Below are 13,785 nucleotides of genomic sequence, written 5' to 3' on the forward strand. Positions count from 1 at the left end.
CGCATGAATGGCACGACAGCCTACACGCCGCCCACCGTCTGGTCCTGGAACAAGGAAAGCGGCGGCCGCTTCGCGAACATCAATCGCCCGATCGCGGGTGCCACCCATGAGAAGGACCTGCCGGTGGGGAAGCATCCGCTGCAACTCTATTCGCTGGCCACGCCCAACGGCGTGAAGGTCACGGTGATGCTGGAAGAACTGCTGGCGCTGGGCCATACCGGCGCTGAATACGACGCCTGGCTGATCCGCATCAGCGATGGCGACCAGTTCGGCAGCGGCTTCGTGGCGGTGAACCCGAACTCCAAGATTCCCGCGCTGATGGACCGCAGCGGCGACACGCCCATTCGCGTGTTCGAGTCGGGTGCGATCCTGCAGTACCTGGCCGAGAAGTTTGGCGGCGCCTTCCTGCCGACCGAGCGCGCGGCCCGCGCCGAATGCCTGTCGTGGCTGTTCTGGCAGATGGGCAGCGCGCCATACCTCGGCGGCGGCTTCGGGCACTTCTATGCCTACGCGCCCACGAAGATCGAATACGCGATCGACCGCTTCGCCATGGAGACCAAGCGCCAGCTCGACGTGCTCGACCGCCGGCTGGCCGAGAGCCGCTACCTGGCGGGCAACGACTACACCATCGCCGACATGGCTGTCTGGCCCTGGTACGGCGCGCTCGCCAAGGGGCAGCTCTACGAATCGGGCGAGTTCCTGCAGGTGAGCGAGTACAAGAACGTGCTGCGCTGGGCCGATGAAATCGCGAAGCGTCCGGCAGTGCAGCGCGGCCGCATGGTCAATCGCGCATGGGGCCAGCCGAACAGCCAGCTGCACGAGCGCCACGACGCCAGCGACTTCGAGACCCGCACCCAGGACAAGCTCGAAACGCCAACCTGAGCGCAGGAGCAACAACGATGAGCGACAAGATCCTGGTCTTCTACGGCTCGTACCGCTCCGATCGCATGGGCGTGCGCCTGGCGGACTACATCGTCGCCGGGCTTCGCGCGCGTGGCGACGATGCGGAGCTGATCGACGCGAAGGCTGTCGACCTGCCCATGCTCGACCGCATGTACAAGGAATACCCGAAGGGCACCGCGCCCGCGGCCATGGAAGCCCTGGCCGAAAAGATCCGCACGGCAGACGCCTTCGTCTTCGTCACCGGCGAATACAACTGGGGCCCGCAACCCGGCTTGAAGAACCTGACCGACCACTTCCTCGAAGAGTGGTTCTGGCGGCCCGCGGCCGTCGCGAGCTATTCGGCAGGGCGCTTCTCCGGCGTGCGCTCGGGCACGGTGTGGCATTCGATCCTGTCGGAGATGGGCATGGTCGTGGTGTCGAGCACGCTCGCGGTCGGGCCGATCTCGCAGACGCTGGATGCAGCAGGCAAGCCGACGGGGCCTGCGGGCGAATCGCTGGAGCGCTCGTTCGGCCGGTTCGCGGACGACCTGGCGTGGTGGACCGAGGCCGCGCGGGCGCAGCGGGCGCGCAAGGCGCCGCCGTACTAATGTTCATGAGCGTGCGCTGGCAACTCGTTGCCGTTCTTGCATTTCTGCTGTCGGGTTGCGTTTCCTTCCCGACGCGGTATGCCACGCTCCAATGCAGTTGCCGCGCAGATACGGTGCCGGTGCACCGGATTTCATTGAATGTACCAACCGGGACCTGGGCGATCTCGGGCCATAGCGGCTTCCTCTACGGGGAAGTCGCGTGGTTGTCGATCCGGTTGCCCGAAAAGCCAATCGTCCCTGCGCGCTACGAAGCTGGGCAGATTGTTGTCATCGATGAGAGTCCATATCCCTCAGTCACCGTGTTGGTCACGGGCGGCGATGTGCGGGTCGATCCGCAGCAAAGGGAAGTGACGGTCTCGCTTCAGACCGCCGCCGGCGCGTTTTGGGCGAACGGGGTCTACCCCCTTCGCTAGCGGATTTCTGCGGAACCGTCCGTGGCTGGCGCTCGCCCCCGGACCATCTTGTTCACCGCTGAAATTTTGGGCAAAGTGTGGAATCTCATTATAAAACAACAGCTTGCATACCTTTTACAAGGCTCCGCATGAGTTACCCCCAAAGTTGTGCACAGAAAATGGGGACGACATCAGACTTTTCGCAATCGCGTGCAAGTTGCTGATTCAATGACGTTTTCTGCCCACCGGAAATCGCGAAAAAGTTCTCTTCGCAGCCACTTTCGGGCCCATGTGGGCTGTTTTGCCCGCCAAGGTTGTTCACCGCCCAAATTTTGAGCAAACTAAGGAATACCCTTGTAAAACAATGACTTAAATCTGTTTTACAAGGCTCCTCATGAGTTACCCCCAAAGTTGTCCACGGAAAATGGGGACTGGATCGACTTGTTCAGCAAACGCATGCAAGTCGATGTTTTTGGGCACCGCGCTCAGTTCTCTTCGGCCAGTTGCCCGGCGTAGTGCCGGCACAAGGTTTCGACCAGCGCCTGCGCATAAATGGGCAGTGCCGCCCGGTCTCGCACCAGCAGATACCGCTCCCGCACGCACCACGCATCGCTGAGGTCGATCAGCGCGAGCTGCATGCTTTCCTGGTTGCGCCGCGCAGCCGATTCCGGCACCACGCCGATGCCCACGCCGCTGCCGATCATCCGGCACATGGCGTCGAAGCTGCCGAGCTGGATGCGCAGCTTCTGCCGCTTGCCGAGGTTGTCGGTGATCTGCGCCAGGAAGGTCTGCAGCGTGCTGCCCTGCTGCATGCCGATGGCGTCTTCGTCGAGCGTCTCGGCGAATGAAATCTTCCGGCGCCTGGCGAAGCGGTGCTTGCGCGAGGTGACGAGCACCAGCCGGTCGGTGCTGAAGTGGATGGCCTCCAGCCCCAGCGTGTCGACGCGGCCGGCGACGATGCCGATGTCGGCGCGGCCGTCGAGCACGCCGCGCGGGATCTGAGCATTCGGTTTTTCCTGAAGGTCGACGTTGATGCGCGGGTTGTGCGCCAGGAAGCCCGGCAGGATCTCGGGCAGGAAGTCGGTCACCGCCGTGGTGTTGGCGAACACGCGCAGATGGCCGCGCAGGCCGCCGCCGTATTCGAGCAAATCGTCGCGCAGTTGCTCCGTTTGATGCAGCACGAGGCGAGCGTGATGCAGGAAGGCTTCTCCCGGAGGCAGCAGCCGTACGCCGCGGGCCTCGCGCTGCAGCAACTGCAGGCCGGCCTGCGTTTCCAGCGCCTTGATGCGCGCGCTGGCGGCAGCCAGCGACAGGTGCTGGCGCTCGGCGGCCCGCGTGAGGTTGCCGAGTTCGGCCGTGGCCACGAACAGCCGCAGGTCGGTGAGGTCGAAAAGCATCGAGCGATGCTAGACCCTCCCAGGCCCCAAGCCTTCGGAATTCCAGAAGGCTGGGTTCCGAAATCGCAGATTGCGCGCAGGGGGAGGGCGAACGACCATGCGGCCATGGAGACACAACACATCATGAGATTTCGCACCTTCGCACTGCTGGCGTTCGCAGCCGCCGCCGCGGCACTGGTCCAGGCCGGCCCGGCACGCGCCGAGGCTTATCCCTCGCGCCCCGTCACGCTGGTGGTGCCGCAAGCCGCCGGCGGCACCAACGACATCGTCGGTCGCCTCGTGGGCCAGAAGCTCGGCGAAGTAATGAACAACGCCAGCGTGGTGGTCGACAACCGGCCCGGCGCTGGCGGCAACATCGGCACGCAGCTGGTGGCCAAGGGGCCGAAGGACGGGTACACGCTGCTCATGACCATCAGCAGCAGCCAGGCCATCAACCCGGCGCTGTACAAGAACCCGGGCTTCGACCCGGTGAAAGACTTCAAGCCCGTCGGCCTCGTCGGCGCGGTGCCCAATGTGCTGCTGGTCAACCCCACGTTCCCGGCGAAGAACTTCGCCGAGTTCCTGAAGCTCGCGCGGCAGAAGGGCGCCAACTACCAGTACGCCTCGGCCGGCAACGGCACGCTCAACCACCTGCTGGGCGAAATGCTCAACAGCATGGCGGGCATCTCGCTGCAGCACGTGCCGTACAAGGGTGTCGCACCAGCGCTCAACGACGTGCTGGGCGGGCAACTGCCGATCGTGTTCGCGAGCCTGCCTTCGGCTCTTTCGCACATCAAGGCCGGCAAGCTGCGCGCGCTGGCTGTGAGCGGCGACAAGCGCTCGGCCGTGCTGCCCGACGTGCCCACCATCGCCGAGGAGGTGCCCGGCTACAACGGCACGCTGTGGATCGGCCTGTTTGCGCCCGCGGGCGTGCCGGCCGATGTGCTGGCGACATTGCAGGACGCCACGCGCAAGGCGCTGGCCTCGAAGGACCTGCGCGACAAGCTCGACCAGCAGGGCGTCGAAATTGCAGCGCCCACCACGCCCGATCAATTTTCGAAACTGCTGCAGGACGACCTCGCCAAGTGGGCGCGCATCGTCAAGGCCTCCGGTGCCGCAGTCGATTGAATGAAGCAAGACATGCCCAACGAAACTCCCACGACACCCTCCGTGATCGACAGCGAAGCACTGGCGAAGCTGCAAGCCTGGCAAGGCCGCAGCGAGACGCTGGCCGACGACATCACCGCCGCGCCCGTGCGCGCTCTCTCCGCCACGCTCGATCGCGACGATGCCCTGCCCGAAGCCGGCACGCGCCTGCCCGAGCTGTGGCATTGGCTCTACTTCCTGCCGCACCACCGCCAGTCCGAAATCGGCGAAGACGGCCACGCTAGGCGAGGCGGCTTCCTGCCGCCCGTGCCGTTGCCGCGCCGCATGTGGGCCGGGGGGCGGCTTGCCTGGGAGCCCGGCAACCCGCTGCAGGTCGGCGACAGGATCGAGCGCACCTCGACCATCGCATCGGTCACGCACAAGGCGGGCCGTACCGGCGAACTGGTCTTCGTGCTCGTGCGCCACGAGGTGCGCAACGAGCGCGGCCTCGCGCTGACCGAGGAGCACGACATCGTCTACCGCGCCGCCGCGCAGCCAGGTGAAGCGGGCCCGCCACCCACGCCCGCGCCGAAGGACGCCGCCTTCAGCCGCGACATCGTGCCCGACGACGTGCTGCTGTTCCGTTATTCAGCGCTCACCTTCAACGGTCACCGCATCCACTACGACCGCCGCTACGTGACGCAGGTCGAGGGCTATCCGGGCCTGATCGTGCACGGCCCGCTGATAGCGACGCTGCTGGTCGATCTGCTGCGCCGCAACGTGCCGGGCGCGCAGCTCGCGCGCTTCGAGTTTCGCGCGGTGCGCCCGACTTTCGACATCGCGCCGTTCCGCGTGCACGGCAAGCCCGGTGCCGACGGAAAGACATTCAGCCTTTGGGGCGAAGACGCCGACGGCTGGCTCACGATGCAGGCCACGGCCGTGCTGGCCTGAGGGGAGAACCGACACATGACAAGACCCCTGGACGGCATCACCGTCATCTCGCTCGAGCACGCGATTGCCGCGCCGTTCTGCACCCGCCAGCTGGCCGACCTCGGCGCGCGCGTCATCAAGGTGGAGCGCCCCGAGGTGGGCGACTTCGCGCGGGCCTACGACGCCCGCGTGCACGGCGAGGCCTCGCACTTCGTGTGGGTGAACCGCTCGAAGGAAAGCCTCACGCTGGACCTGAAGCAACCCGCCGCGCTCGCCGTGCTGCAGGAGCTGGTGGCCGATGCCGACGTGCTGGTGCAGAACCTCGCGCCCGGCGCCGCCGCGCGCATGGGGCTCGGTGCGCAGGTGCTGCAGGCGAAGCACCCGCGGCTCATCGTCTGCGACATCTCGGGCTACGGCGAAGACGGACCGTACCGCGACAAGAAGGCCTACGACCTGCTGATCCAGAGCGAGGCGGGCTTTCTGTCGGTCACGGGCACGCCGGACGATCCGTGCAAGTCGGGCAATTCCATCGCAGACATTGCGGCGGGCATGTACGCATACACCGGCATCCTCGCGGCGCTGCTCCAGCGCGGCAAGACCGGCAAGGGCTCGCACATCGATGTGTCGATGCTCGAATCGCTCGCGGAGTGGATGGGCTACCCGATGTACTACGCCTACGAAGGCGCGCCGCCGCCGCCGCGCAGCGCCGCTTCGCACGCGACCATTTATCCCTACGGGCCGTTCCCCGCCGGCGATGGCGGCACCGTGATGCTGGGCCTGCAGAACGAGCGCGAGTGGCGCACCTTCTGCGAGAAGGTGCTGCTGCAGGCAGGGCTTGCGACCGACGCCCGCTTCGACAGCAACGCACGGCGCAATGAAAACCGCGAGGCCCTGCGCGCGATCATCGTCGAGACCTTCGGCGCGTTGAGCACGGCACAGGTGCTGGAGCGGCTCGACACGGCGCAGATCGCCAACGCCCGCATGAACGACATGGCTGGCCTGTGGGCGCATCCGCAGTTGCAGGCGCGCGAGCGCTGGCGGCAGGTGGGTTCGCCAGCGGGCGAGATTCCGGCCTTGCTGCCGGCTGGTCGGCAGAGTGCGTTCGACTACCGCATGGACCCGATTCCGGCGGTCGGTGAGCACACCGAGGCGATCCTGCGCGGCCTCGGGCGCAGCGAGGCGGACATTGCGGCGCTGCGCGAGGCGAGGGCGGTGTGAGCGCGCTCGCCCTGGCACGCGCCTTTCTCTTCGTGCCTGCCGACCGGCCCGAGCGCCATGCGCGCGCGCTGGCCACCGGGGCGGGCGGCGTGATCGTCGATCTGGAGGATGCGGTGGCGCCCGAACGCAAGGCGGCGGCGCGCGAGGCGCTCGCCACCTCGTTCGCCGCGCTGCCCGTCGCCGACCGGCAACGCCTGCTGGTGCGCGTCAATGCCGCCGGCACACCGTGGCATGACGATGACTGCGCGCAAGTCGGCGCGCTGGTGGCACAAGGCCTGATTGCGGGCGTCGTGCTGCCCAAGGCGGAGCGAGCGGCCGACCTGTCCCGGTTGGCCGGGGCCGTCGGTCCGCAGGGCGTGCTGGTGCCGCTGATCGAATCGGCCGCGGGCCTGGCGGCAGTCGATGAAATCGCGGCTGGCCTGCAGGTGCTGCGGCTCGCGTTCGGCAATCTCGATTTCCAGGCCGATATCGGCTTGGCCTGCGACGCGGACGAAGCCGAACTCGTGCCAGTGCGCCTCGCATTGCTGCTCGCCTCGCGCCGCGCCAACCTTCCCGCGCCCATCGACGGCGTGACGCCCGACTGGCGCGACGCCCAGCGGCTGGCCGCCGACACCGCACGCGCCCGGCGCGGCGGCTTCGGCGCCAAGCTGTGCATTCACCCCGATCAGGTTGCGCCGGTGCATGCCGCGCTGGGCCCCAGCGCTGATGAACTGGCGTGGGCCCGTCGCGTGGTCGACGCCATTCGAGCATCGGGCGGCGGCGTGGTCAGCCTCGACGGGCGGATGGTCGACGCGCCCGTGGTGCGCCTGGCCGAACGCCTGCTGGCGCTCGAAGACCAGCCGGCGCCCTGACAGAACACCCATAACCATAGGAGACAAAGAAGTGACAGCAACAAAGACGACGAAAACGAAGACCTGGAAATTCAAGACCCTGCTCGCGGCCTCGGCCGGCGCCTGCCTGTTCGCCCTGCAATCGCCCGCCATCGCGCAAGCCGCGTGGCCCGACAAGCCCATCACCATGGTCGTGCCGTACTCCGCCGGCGGCCCGACCGACGTGGTGGCGCGCATGCTGGCCATTCCCATGGGCAAGTCGCTGGGCCAGACCGTGATCGTCGAGAACACCGTGGGCGCGGGCGGCACCATCGCACCCACGCGGGTGGCCAGGGCGGCGCCCAACGGCTACACCATCCTCATCCACCACATGGGCATGGCCACCGCGCCCGCGCTCTACAAGAAGCTCAACTACGACCCGCTGAAAGACTTCGAGTACATCGGCCAGGTGCTGGACGTGCCGATGACGCTGCTGTCGCGCAAGGACTTCCCGGCCAACAACTACCAGGAACTGCTGGCCTACGTGAAGGCCAACAAGGACAAGGTCACGCTGGCCAACGCGGGCGTGGGCGCGGTGTCGCAGCTGTGCGGCCTGCTGTTCATGAACCAGATCGGCGTGCAGCTGACGACCGTGCCGTACAAGGGCGCCGGCCCGGCGCTCAACGATCTCATGGGCGGGCAGGTCGACCTGCTGTGCGACCAGACCACGCAGACCGCGCCGGTCATCAAGGACGGCAACCGCGTGAAGGTGTTCGGCGTGACCACGCCGCAGCGCCTGTCGAGCATGCCCAACATCCCGACGCTGGACGAGCAGGGCCTCAAGGGCTTCGACGTGCGGGTGTGGCACGGCATGTATGCGCCCAAGGGCACGCCACCCGCCGTGATCGAGAAGCTCAACGTTGCCTTGCGCGCCGCGCTGCAGGACGACATGGTCAAGCACCGGCTTGCCGAACTCAGCTCCGAAATCGTGCCGCTGGACAAGCAGACGCCGGAAAGCCTGCGCACGCACCTCGCGGCAGAGGTTGCGAAGTGGGGCAAGGTGATCCGCGCCGCGGGTGTCCAGGCGGATTGATTGTTCAGGCGGGCGGCGGCTCCGGCTGAGCCCGCAGCGTCTCGTCGAACAGCGCGAGCAGGTGCCGCGCGAACACGTCCATGTTCGCCCGCCGGTCGGTGTCGCCGGTTTCGATGGTGCGGCTCACCGTGACCGCGCCGACCACGGCGATGCACACGTGCCCCGGGGCATCGCCGTACGGGCTGCCTGACGGGCCGGCCGCGCCGCTTTCGGCGATGCCCCAGGTGGTGTGGTGGGTGTCGCGCATCCGGCCGGCGACGAGCAGGGCGTAGGGCTCGGTTTCGCCGCGCATGCCGGTCATGTCTTCCGCGGTCAGGCCCAGCAGCGCCCGGCCGGCGCGCCGCGAATAGACGACGGCGCCGCCGCGGAAGTAGGCCGATGCGCCCGGAATGGCGAGCAGCGCAGCCGACACGAGGCCGCCTGCGGAAGACTCGACGACCGAGACCGTCTGGCCCCGTGCGCGCAGCGTTTCGCCGATACGCGCGGCGAGCACCGGTAGCGGTTCGGGAAGCGAGGGTGCGGTCATGGCGCCTGGAAACGGGAGCCGGGCCGTTTCACGTACGCCGGCGCGCGCTCATGGCTCGCCGTGTCTCCGTAGATCGTGTCCGCCGGGTAGTACTCGGCCTGCAGCTGCACCCGGGCCGCGGCTTCCTCGCCCGCGGTGTGGGCGATGAAGGCCAGCATCAGGTCGGTACCGGCCGATACCCCGGCCGATGTCCAGACGTTGCCGTCACGCACGAAGCGCTGCTCGACCACCTTCACGTCGCCCAGCGCGCGCAGGCGGTCCAGCGATCCCCAGTGCGTGGTCGCGGTCTTGCCCGAGAGCAGCCCGGCCGCGTGCAGCACGAAAGCGCCGGTGCACACCGACATCAGCGTCTGGCAGCCCGGTGCCTGGTCGGCCAGGAAGCGCGTCATGGCGGGGTTGTCGACCTCGCGGCGCGTGCCCATGCCGCCGGGCACGAGCAGGCAGTCGAGAGGCGGGCAATCGGCAAAGGACACGTGCGGGTTGATGGACAGGCCCTTGGCGCAGACCACCGGTTCGCGCTTTTCGGCCACGATCAGGCAGTGCTCGGGACCGGCGGCCAGCTTGCTCCACATGGTGAGCATTTCCCAAGGGCCGACGAAGTCGAGTTCCTCGACGTCGGGGAAGACGATGATCCCGAAATTCATACTTTCGAACTCCTTGGGTGTTTCCGCTTGCACGGGCTTGCACAAGAACAGACAGTGCGAGGATAGAGGCTGGGCACGAAGGCCGCTCTTCGTGACAGCTGGTTGCAAGCTTGGCTCAGTGTTTTCCTCAGAGGACGCGGGCTTGAAACTCGCTAGAGTGAAGGCGGCCGTTCAGGCTTTTGCTACGTACACAAAGGAAATCTTATGAGCAAGAAAGTTGCATATGTCACCGGGGGCATGGGTGGCATCGGAACAGCCATCTGCCAGCGTCTGCACAAGGACGGGTTCACCGTGATCGCCGGTTGCGGCCCCACGCGCGACTACGCCAAGTGGCTGGCCGAACAGAAAGCCGAAGGCTTCGAGTTCCACGCGTCGGTCGGCAATGTCGGCGACTGGCAATCCACCGTCGAGGCCTTCTCTGCCGCCAAGGCAGCGCATGGTGCCATCGATGTGCTGGTCAACAACGCCGGCATCACGCGGGACCGCATGTTCCTGAAGATGACGCCCGAAGACTGGAGCGCGGTGATCGAGACCAACCTCAACAGCATGTTCAACGTCACCAAGCAGGTGGTGGGCGACATGGTTGAAAAGGGCTGGGGCCGCATCATCAACATCAGCTCGGTCAATGGCGCCAAGGGCCAGGCGGGCCAGACCAACTACTCGGCGGCCAAGGCCGGCATGCACGGCTTCACCATGGCGCTGGCGCAGGAGCTGGCCAACAAGGGCGTGACGGTCAACACCGTGAGCCCGGGTTACATCGGCACCGACATGGTCAAGGCCATCCGCCAGGAAGTGCTCGACAAGATCGTGGCCACCATCCCGGTCAAGCGCCTGGGCGAGCCGAGCGAAATCGCCTCGATCATCGCGTGGCTCGCCACCGACGAAGGCGGCTACAGCACCGGGGCCGACTTCTCGGTCAACGGCGGCCTGCACATGCATTAAGCATGCTGACCTGCACCTGATCGACAAAACCCGCTTCGGCGGGTTTTTTCATTTGATCGATGCGGGTTCCACGGATAGAAAGCCGCCAACACGCGTCCTACAGTGTCCAACCCTCCGGAGGCAAAAATGGAAAACACAACAAGCACACCCGCCAGAAAGCTCCCGCTCTACCGTTCGCTCTACGTGCAGGTGATCACCGCGGTGATCATCGGCGTGCTGCTCGGCCACTTCTATCCCGCGGCCGGCGAGGCGATGAAGCCGCTGGGCGACGGCTTCATCAAGCTGATCAAGATGATCATCGCGCCGATCATCTTCTGCACGGTGGTGGTGGGCATCGCCGGCATGGAAGACATGAAGAAGGTCGGCAAGACCGGCGGCCTGGCGCTGCTGTACTTCGAGGTCGTCAGCAGCATCGCGCTCATCGTCGGGCTGGTGCTGGTCAACGTGCTCAAGCCCGGCGCGGGCATGAACGTCGACCCGGCCACTCTCGACACCAAGTCGATCGCCTCCTACACCGGCCCCGGCAAGATGACCGGCACGGTCGACTTCATCCTGAACATCATCCCCAACACGCTCGTCGACGCGTTCGCCAAGGGCGAGATCCTGCAGGTGCTGCTGATCGCGGTGCTGTTCGGCTTTGCGCTGCACCGCTTCGGCGGCCGCGGCACGCTGGTGTTCGACGTGATCGAGAAGGGCTCGCACGTGCTCTTCGGCATCGTCAACTACATCATGAAGCTGGCACCCATCGGTGCCTTCGGCGCGATGGCATTCACCATCGGCAAGTACGGCCTGGGCAGCCTGTTCTCGCTCGGCAAGCTGATGGGCACGTTCTACCTGACCTGCCTGCTGTTCATCTTCGTGGTGCTGGGGCTCATTGCAAGGTTCCACGGCTTCAGCATCTGGAAGTTCATCAAGTACATCAAGGAAGAACTGCTGATCGTGCTGGGCACCTCGTCGAGCGAGTCGGTGCTGCCGCGCATGATGGAGAAGATGGAGAACCTGGGCGCGAACAAGACCTGCGTGGGCCTCGTGATTCCCACGGGCTATTCGTTCAACCTCGACGGCACCTCGATCTACCTGACGATGGCGGCCGTGTTCATCGCCCAGGCGACCAACACGCCGATGACGCTCACGCAGGAGATCACGCTGCTGGCCGTGCTGCTGCTCACATCGAAGGGCGCGGCGGGCGTCACGGGCAGCGGCTTCATCGTGCTGGCGGCCACGCTGTCGGCGGTGGGCCACGTGCCGGTGGCGGGGCTTGCACTGATCCTGGGCATCGACCGCTTCATGTCGGAGGCGCGCGCGCTCACCAACCTGATCGGCAATGGCGTCGCCACCATCGTGGTTGCCAAGTGGACCAACGAGCTTGACGAGACGCGGCTGCAGGCGGGGCTCAACAACGAGACTTGGGTAGAGGCGCAAGAGCCTGAGACGTTGGAGGCTGCTCGCACCAGCAAGATGGCCGGCTGATCGCTCGGCACGACAGCCGGGCCCTGGACAAGATGGCCGTGTGAAATAAAAGGGCAGACATCGTTCCTGCAAAATGGAGCGATGCCCCACAGCGTTTCCCTCATCAACACGATTGCCGCCGGCTTGGGGCTGGCGCTGGTGTTCGGATTCCTGGCAGCCAAGCTGCGGCTGCCCGCGCTGGTCGGCTACCTGTTGGCGGGCGTGATCATCGGCCCGTTCACACCGGGCTTCGTGGCCGACGCGGAAATCGCCGCCCAGCTTGCCGAAATCGGCGTCATGTTGCTGATGTTCGGCGTAGGCCTTCATTTTTCCCTCGACGACCTGCTAGCCGTACGCAAGATCGCACTGCCCGGCGCGATCGCGCAGATCGGCGTGGCCACGCTGCTCGGCGGTGGGCTGGCCCTGTGGTGGGGCTGGAGCCCCGGCGCAGCGCTCGTGTTCGGGCTCGCGCTGTCGGTGGCGAGCACGGTCGTGCTGCTGCGTGCGCTCGAAAGCCTGGGCATCCTCGATTCGTTCACTGGCCGCATCGCCGTCGGCTGGCTCGTGGTCGAAGACCTGGCGATGGTGCTGGTGCTCGTGCTGTTGCCGCCGTTGGCGGGCACGTTGGGCGGAAAAAGTGAACACGCCGGGCCGGCCGATCCGCTGTGGCAGACGCTGGGCCTCACGCTGCTGCAAGTCGGCGGCTTCGTGGCGCTGATGCTGGTGGTGGGGCGGCGCGTGTTCCCGTGGATCCTCTGGCAGGTCACGCGGACCGGCTCGCGCGAGCTGTTCACGCTGTGCGTGGTGGCCGCTGCCGTGAGCATCGCTTTTGCCTCGGCGGCGCTGTTCGGCGTGTCGTTTGCGCTGGGCGCCTTCTTCGCCGGCATGGTCATGCGCGAGTCGCAGTTTGCCCACCGCGCCGCGCAAGAGTCGCTGCCGTTGCGCGACGCCTTCGCGGTGCTGTTCTTCGTGTCGGTCGGCATGCTGTTCGACCCCTCGGTGCTGATCGAGCGGCCGCTGCAGGTACTGGCGGTGGTGCTGGTCATCGTGCTGGGCAAGTCGCTTGCGGCCTGCGCGCTGGTGCTGGTGTTCCGCTACCCGCTGGGCACGGCGCTCACGGTGAGCGCCAGCCTGGCGCAGATCGGCGAGTTCTCGTTCATCCTGGCCGGGCTGGGCGTGTCGCTGGGCCTGCTGCCGGTGGAGGGCCAGAGCCTGGTGCTGGCGGGTGCGCTGATTTCCATTGCCACCAACCCGTTGTGGTTCAGCCTGATAGGGCCGATGCAGAAGTGGCTCCATGCCCGTTCGTCCTTCGCGCGCGGGCTCGAATCGCGCGACGACCCGCTGGCCGAACTGCCCATGACCACCGAGGCCAAGTACCTCTCGCGGCAAGTGGTGCTGGTGGGCTACGGCCGCGTGGGGCGCCGCATTGCGGCCGAACTCGACGCGCACGACATTCCCTACGTGGTGGCCGAGCAGAACCGCGAGCTTGTCGAAAAGCTGCGCGAGGCCGGCACGCCGGCCGTGTGGGGCGACGCGGCCGACCCGGCGGTGCTGATCCAGGCCCACATCGCGCGCGCCCGCGTGCTGGTGGTGGCCACGCCCGACGCCATGAACGTGCGCCAGATGATGGAGACGGCGCGCACACTCAACCCTACCATCCAGACCGTGATCCGCAGCCACAACGAGCAGGAGGCCCGGCTGCTCACGCAGGAAACCTCTGCCACCGTGTTCCTTGGCGAGCACGAACTCGCCCAGGCCATGGCCCGTGATGTAGTCCAGCGCGCCGTGTCGATGGCCGTGCCGGCTTGAAGACGCCCGCTTTCCTCTTCT

At 66.5% G+C, this 13,785-nt stretch carries 14 protein-coding genes; 11 read left to right on the plus strand and 3 right to left on the minus strand.

Going from position 1 to position 13,785, the window contains the following annotated elements:
• The first annotated feature begins 3 nt into the window (after nucleotides 1-3).
• The 3 genes from yghU to BMW87_RS27455 are packed head-to-tail and all read left to right on the plus strand — an operon-like array spanning nucleotide 4 to nucleotide 1,903.
• Nucleotides 4-882, plus strand: a complete 879-nt coding sequence (gene yghU / locus BMW87_RS27445) for a glutathione-dependent disulfide-bond oxidoreductase (protein ID WP_093052630.1) — start codon at nucleotides 4-6, stop codon at nucleotides 880-882.
• Nucleotides 883-899: 17 nt separating this feature from the next.
• On the plus strand, nucleotides 900-1,490 hold the full coding sequence (locus BMW87_RS27450; RefSeq protein ID WP_093080283.1) for an NADPH-dependent FMN reductase: 591 nt from the start codon (nucleotides 900-902) through the stop codon (nucleotides 1,488-1,490).
• Entirely contained in the window at nucleotides 1,490-1,903 is a 414-nt protein-coding gene (locus BMW87_RS27455) for a hypothetical protein (protein ID WP_093080286.1), read from the plus strand. The genes BMW87_RS27450 and BMW87_RS27455 overlap by 1 nt, the downstream gene beginning before the upstream one ends.
• Nucleotides 1,904-2,367: 464 nt before the next feature.
• Here BMW87_RS27455 and BMW87_RS27460 read toward each other — a convergent pair whose 3' ends face one another.
• On the minus strand, nucleotides 2,368-3,279 hold the full coding sequence (locus tag BMW87_RS27460) for a LysR family transcriptional regulator (protein WP_093080289.1): 912 nt from the start codon (nucleotides 3,277-3,279) through the stop codon (nucleotides 2,368-2,370).
• 123 nt (nucleotides 3,280-3,402) lie between these two features.
• On the opposite strand from BMW87_RS27460, the gene BMW87_RS27465 reads away from it, so the two are divergent.
• From BMW87_RS27465 to BMW87_RS27485, 5 genes are read left to right on the plus strand one after another with little or no spacing between them, the layout of a single operon-like run.
• On the plus strand, nucleotides 3,403-4,386 hold the full coding sequence (locus BMW87_RS27465; RefSeq protein WP_093080291.1) for a tripartite tricarboxylate transporter substrate binding protein: 984 nt from the start codon (nucleotides 3,403-3,405) through the stop codon (nucleotides 4,384-4,386).
• Nucleotides 4,387-4,398: 12 nt separating this feature from the next.
• A complete protein-coding gene (locus BMW87_RS27470; RefSeq protein ID WP_093080464.1) occupies nucleotides 4,399-5,295 on the plus strand; it encodes an HTD2 family dehydratase in 897 nt (298 codons plus the stop codon).
• A 15-nt stretch (nucleotides 5,296-5,310) separates the two neighbouring features.
• Complete coding sequence (locus tag BMW87_RS27475; RefSeq protein ID WP_093080294.1) at nucleotides 5,311-6,492, plus strand: CaiB/BaiF CoA transferase family protein; 1,182 nt, start codon at nucleotides 5,311-5,313, stop codon at nucleotides 6,490-6,492.
• The gene (locus BMW87_RS27480) at nucleotides 6,489-7,343 is read left to right on the plus strand and encodes an HpcH/HpaI aldolase/citrate lyase family protein (protein WP_093052615.1); all 855 of its coding nucleotides are present in this window, start codon (nucleotides 6,489-6,491) and stop codon (nucleotides 7,341-7,343) included. Before BMW87_RS27475 ends, BMW87_RS27480 begins: the two co-directional genes overlap by 4 nt.
• Before the next feature lie 31 nt (nucleotides 7,344-7,374).
• Nucleotides 7,375-8,394, plus strand: coding sequence for a tripartite tricarboxylate transporter substrate binding protein BugD (locus BMW87_RS27485; RefSeq protein WP_093080297.1), 1,020 nt, complete (start codon nucleotides 7,375-7,377; stop codon nucleotides 8,392-8,394).
• 4 nt (nucleotides 8,395-8,398) lie between these two features.
• On the opposite strand, the gene BMW87_RS27490 is transcribed toward BMW87_RS27485, so the two are convergent.
• Together BMW87_RS27490 and BMW87_RS27495 are read right to left on the minus strand one after the other, a co-directional pair.
• Nucleotides 8,399-8,920 carry a CinA family protein gene (locus BMW87_RS27490; protein WP_093080299.1) on the minus strand — a complete coding sequence of 174 codons (522 nt, stop codon included), beginning with the start codon at nucleotides 8,918-8,920 and terminating at the stop codon, nucleotides 8,399-8,401.
• Nucleotides 8,917-9,564: a DJ-1/PfpI family protein gene (locus BMW87_RS27495; RefSeq protein ID WP_093080302.1), complete on the minus strand. Its 648-nt coding sequence runs from the start codon at nucleotides 9,562-9,564 to the stop codon at nucleotides 8,917-8,919. Before BMW87_RS27495 ends, BMW87_RS27490 begins: the two co-directional genes overlap by 4 nt.
• A gap of 204 nt (nucleotides 9,565-9,768) precedes the next feature.
• Between BMW87_RS27495 and phbB the strand changes: the two genes are divergently transcribed.
• The 3 genes from phbB to ybaL all read left to right on the plus strand — a co-directional run bounded on the left by phbB (nucleotide 9,769) and on the right by ybaL (nucleotide 13,764).
• Entirely contained in the window at nucleotides 9,769-10,506 is a 738-nt protein-coding gene (phbB, locus tag BMW87_RS27500; RefSeq protein ID WP_093052606.1) for an acetoacetyl-CoA reductase, read from the plus strand.
• A 126-nt stretch (nucleotides 10,507-10,632) separates the two neighbouring features.
• Nucleotides 10,633-11,976 carry a dicarboxylate/amino acid:cation symporter gene (locus BMW87_RS27505; RefSeq protein ID WP_093080304.1) on the plus strand — a complete coding sequence of 448 codons (1,344 nt, stop codon included), beginning with the start codon at nucleotides 10,633-10,635 and terminating at the stop codon, nucleotides 11,974-11,976.
• Nucleotides 11,977-12,057: 81 nt separating this feature from the next.
• Complete coding sequence (ybaL, locus tag BMW87_RS27510; protein ID WP_093080307.1) at nucleotides 12,058-13,764, plus strand: cation:proton antiporter domain-containing protein; 1,707 nt, start codon at nucleotides 12,058-12,060, stop codon at nucleotides 13,762-13,764.
• Nucleotides 13,765-13,785: the final 21 nt, after the last annotated feature.

Source organism: Variovorax sp. OV084 (assembly GCF_900111625.1).
Taxonomy (GTDB): domain Bacteria; phylum Pseudomonadota; class Gammaproteobacteria; order Burkholderiales; family Burkholderiaceae_C; genus Variovorax.

Excerpts from the sequence above, each read along its gene's own strand:
- BMW87_RS27470 (WP_093080464.1), top strand. The coding sequence starts at position 4,399 with ATGCCCAACGAAACTCCCACGACACCCTCCGTGATCGACAGCGAAGCA.
- ybaL (WP_093080307.1), top strand. The coding sequence starts at position 12,058 with ATGCCCCACAGCGTTTCCCTCATCAACACGATTGCCGCCGGCTTGGGG.
- BMW87_RS27490 (WP_093080299.1), bottom strand. The coding sequence starts at position 8,920 with ATGACCGCACCCTCGCTTCCCGAACCGCTACCGGTGCTCGCCGCGCGT.
- BMW87_RS27505 (WP_093080304.1), top strand. The coding sequence starts at position 10,633 with ATGGAAAACACAACAAGCACACCCGCCAGAAAGCTCCCGCTCTACCGT.
- BMW87_RS27465 (WP_093080291.1), top strand. The coding sequence starts at position 3,403 with ATGAGATTTCGCACCTTCGCACTGCTGGCGTTCGCAGCCGCCGCCGCG.
- BMW87_RS27450 (WP_093080283.1), top strand. The coding sequence starts at position 900 with ATGAGCGACAAGATCCTGGTCTTCTACGGCTCGTACCGCTCCGATCGC.
- BMW87_RS27475 (WP_093080294.1), top strand. The coding sequence starts at position 5,311 with ATGACAAGACCCCTGGACGGCATCACCGTCATCTCGCTCGAGCACGCG.
- BMW87_RS27460 (WP_093080289.1), bottom strand. The coding sequence starts at position 3,279 with ATGCTTTTCGACCTCACCGACCTGCGGCTGTTCGTGGCCACGGCCGAA.
- phbB (WP_093052606.1), top strand. The coding sequence starts at position 9,769 with ATGAGCAAGAAAGTTGCATATGTCACCGGGGGCATGGGTGGCATCGGA.
- BMW87_RS27495 (WP_093080302.1), bottom strand. The coding sequence starts at position 9,564 with ATGAATTTCGGGATCATCGTCTTCCCCGACGTCGAGGAACTCGACTTC.
- yghU (WP_093052630.1), top strand. The coding sequence starts at position 4 with ATGAATGGCACGACAGCCTACACGCCGCCCACCGTCTGGTCCTGGAAC.
- BMW87_RS27455 (WP_093080286.1), top strand. The coding sequence starts at position 1,490 with ATGTTCATGAGCGTGCGCTGGCAACTCGTTGCCGTTCTTGCATTTCTG.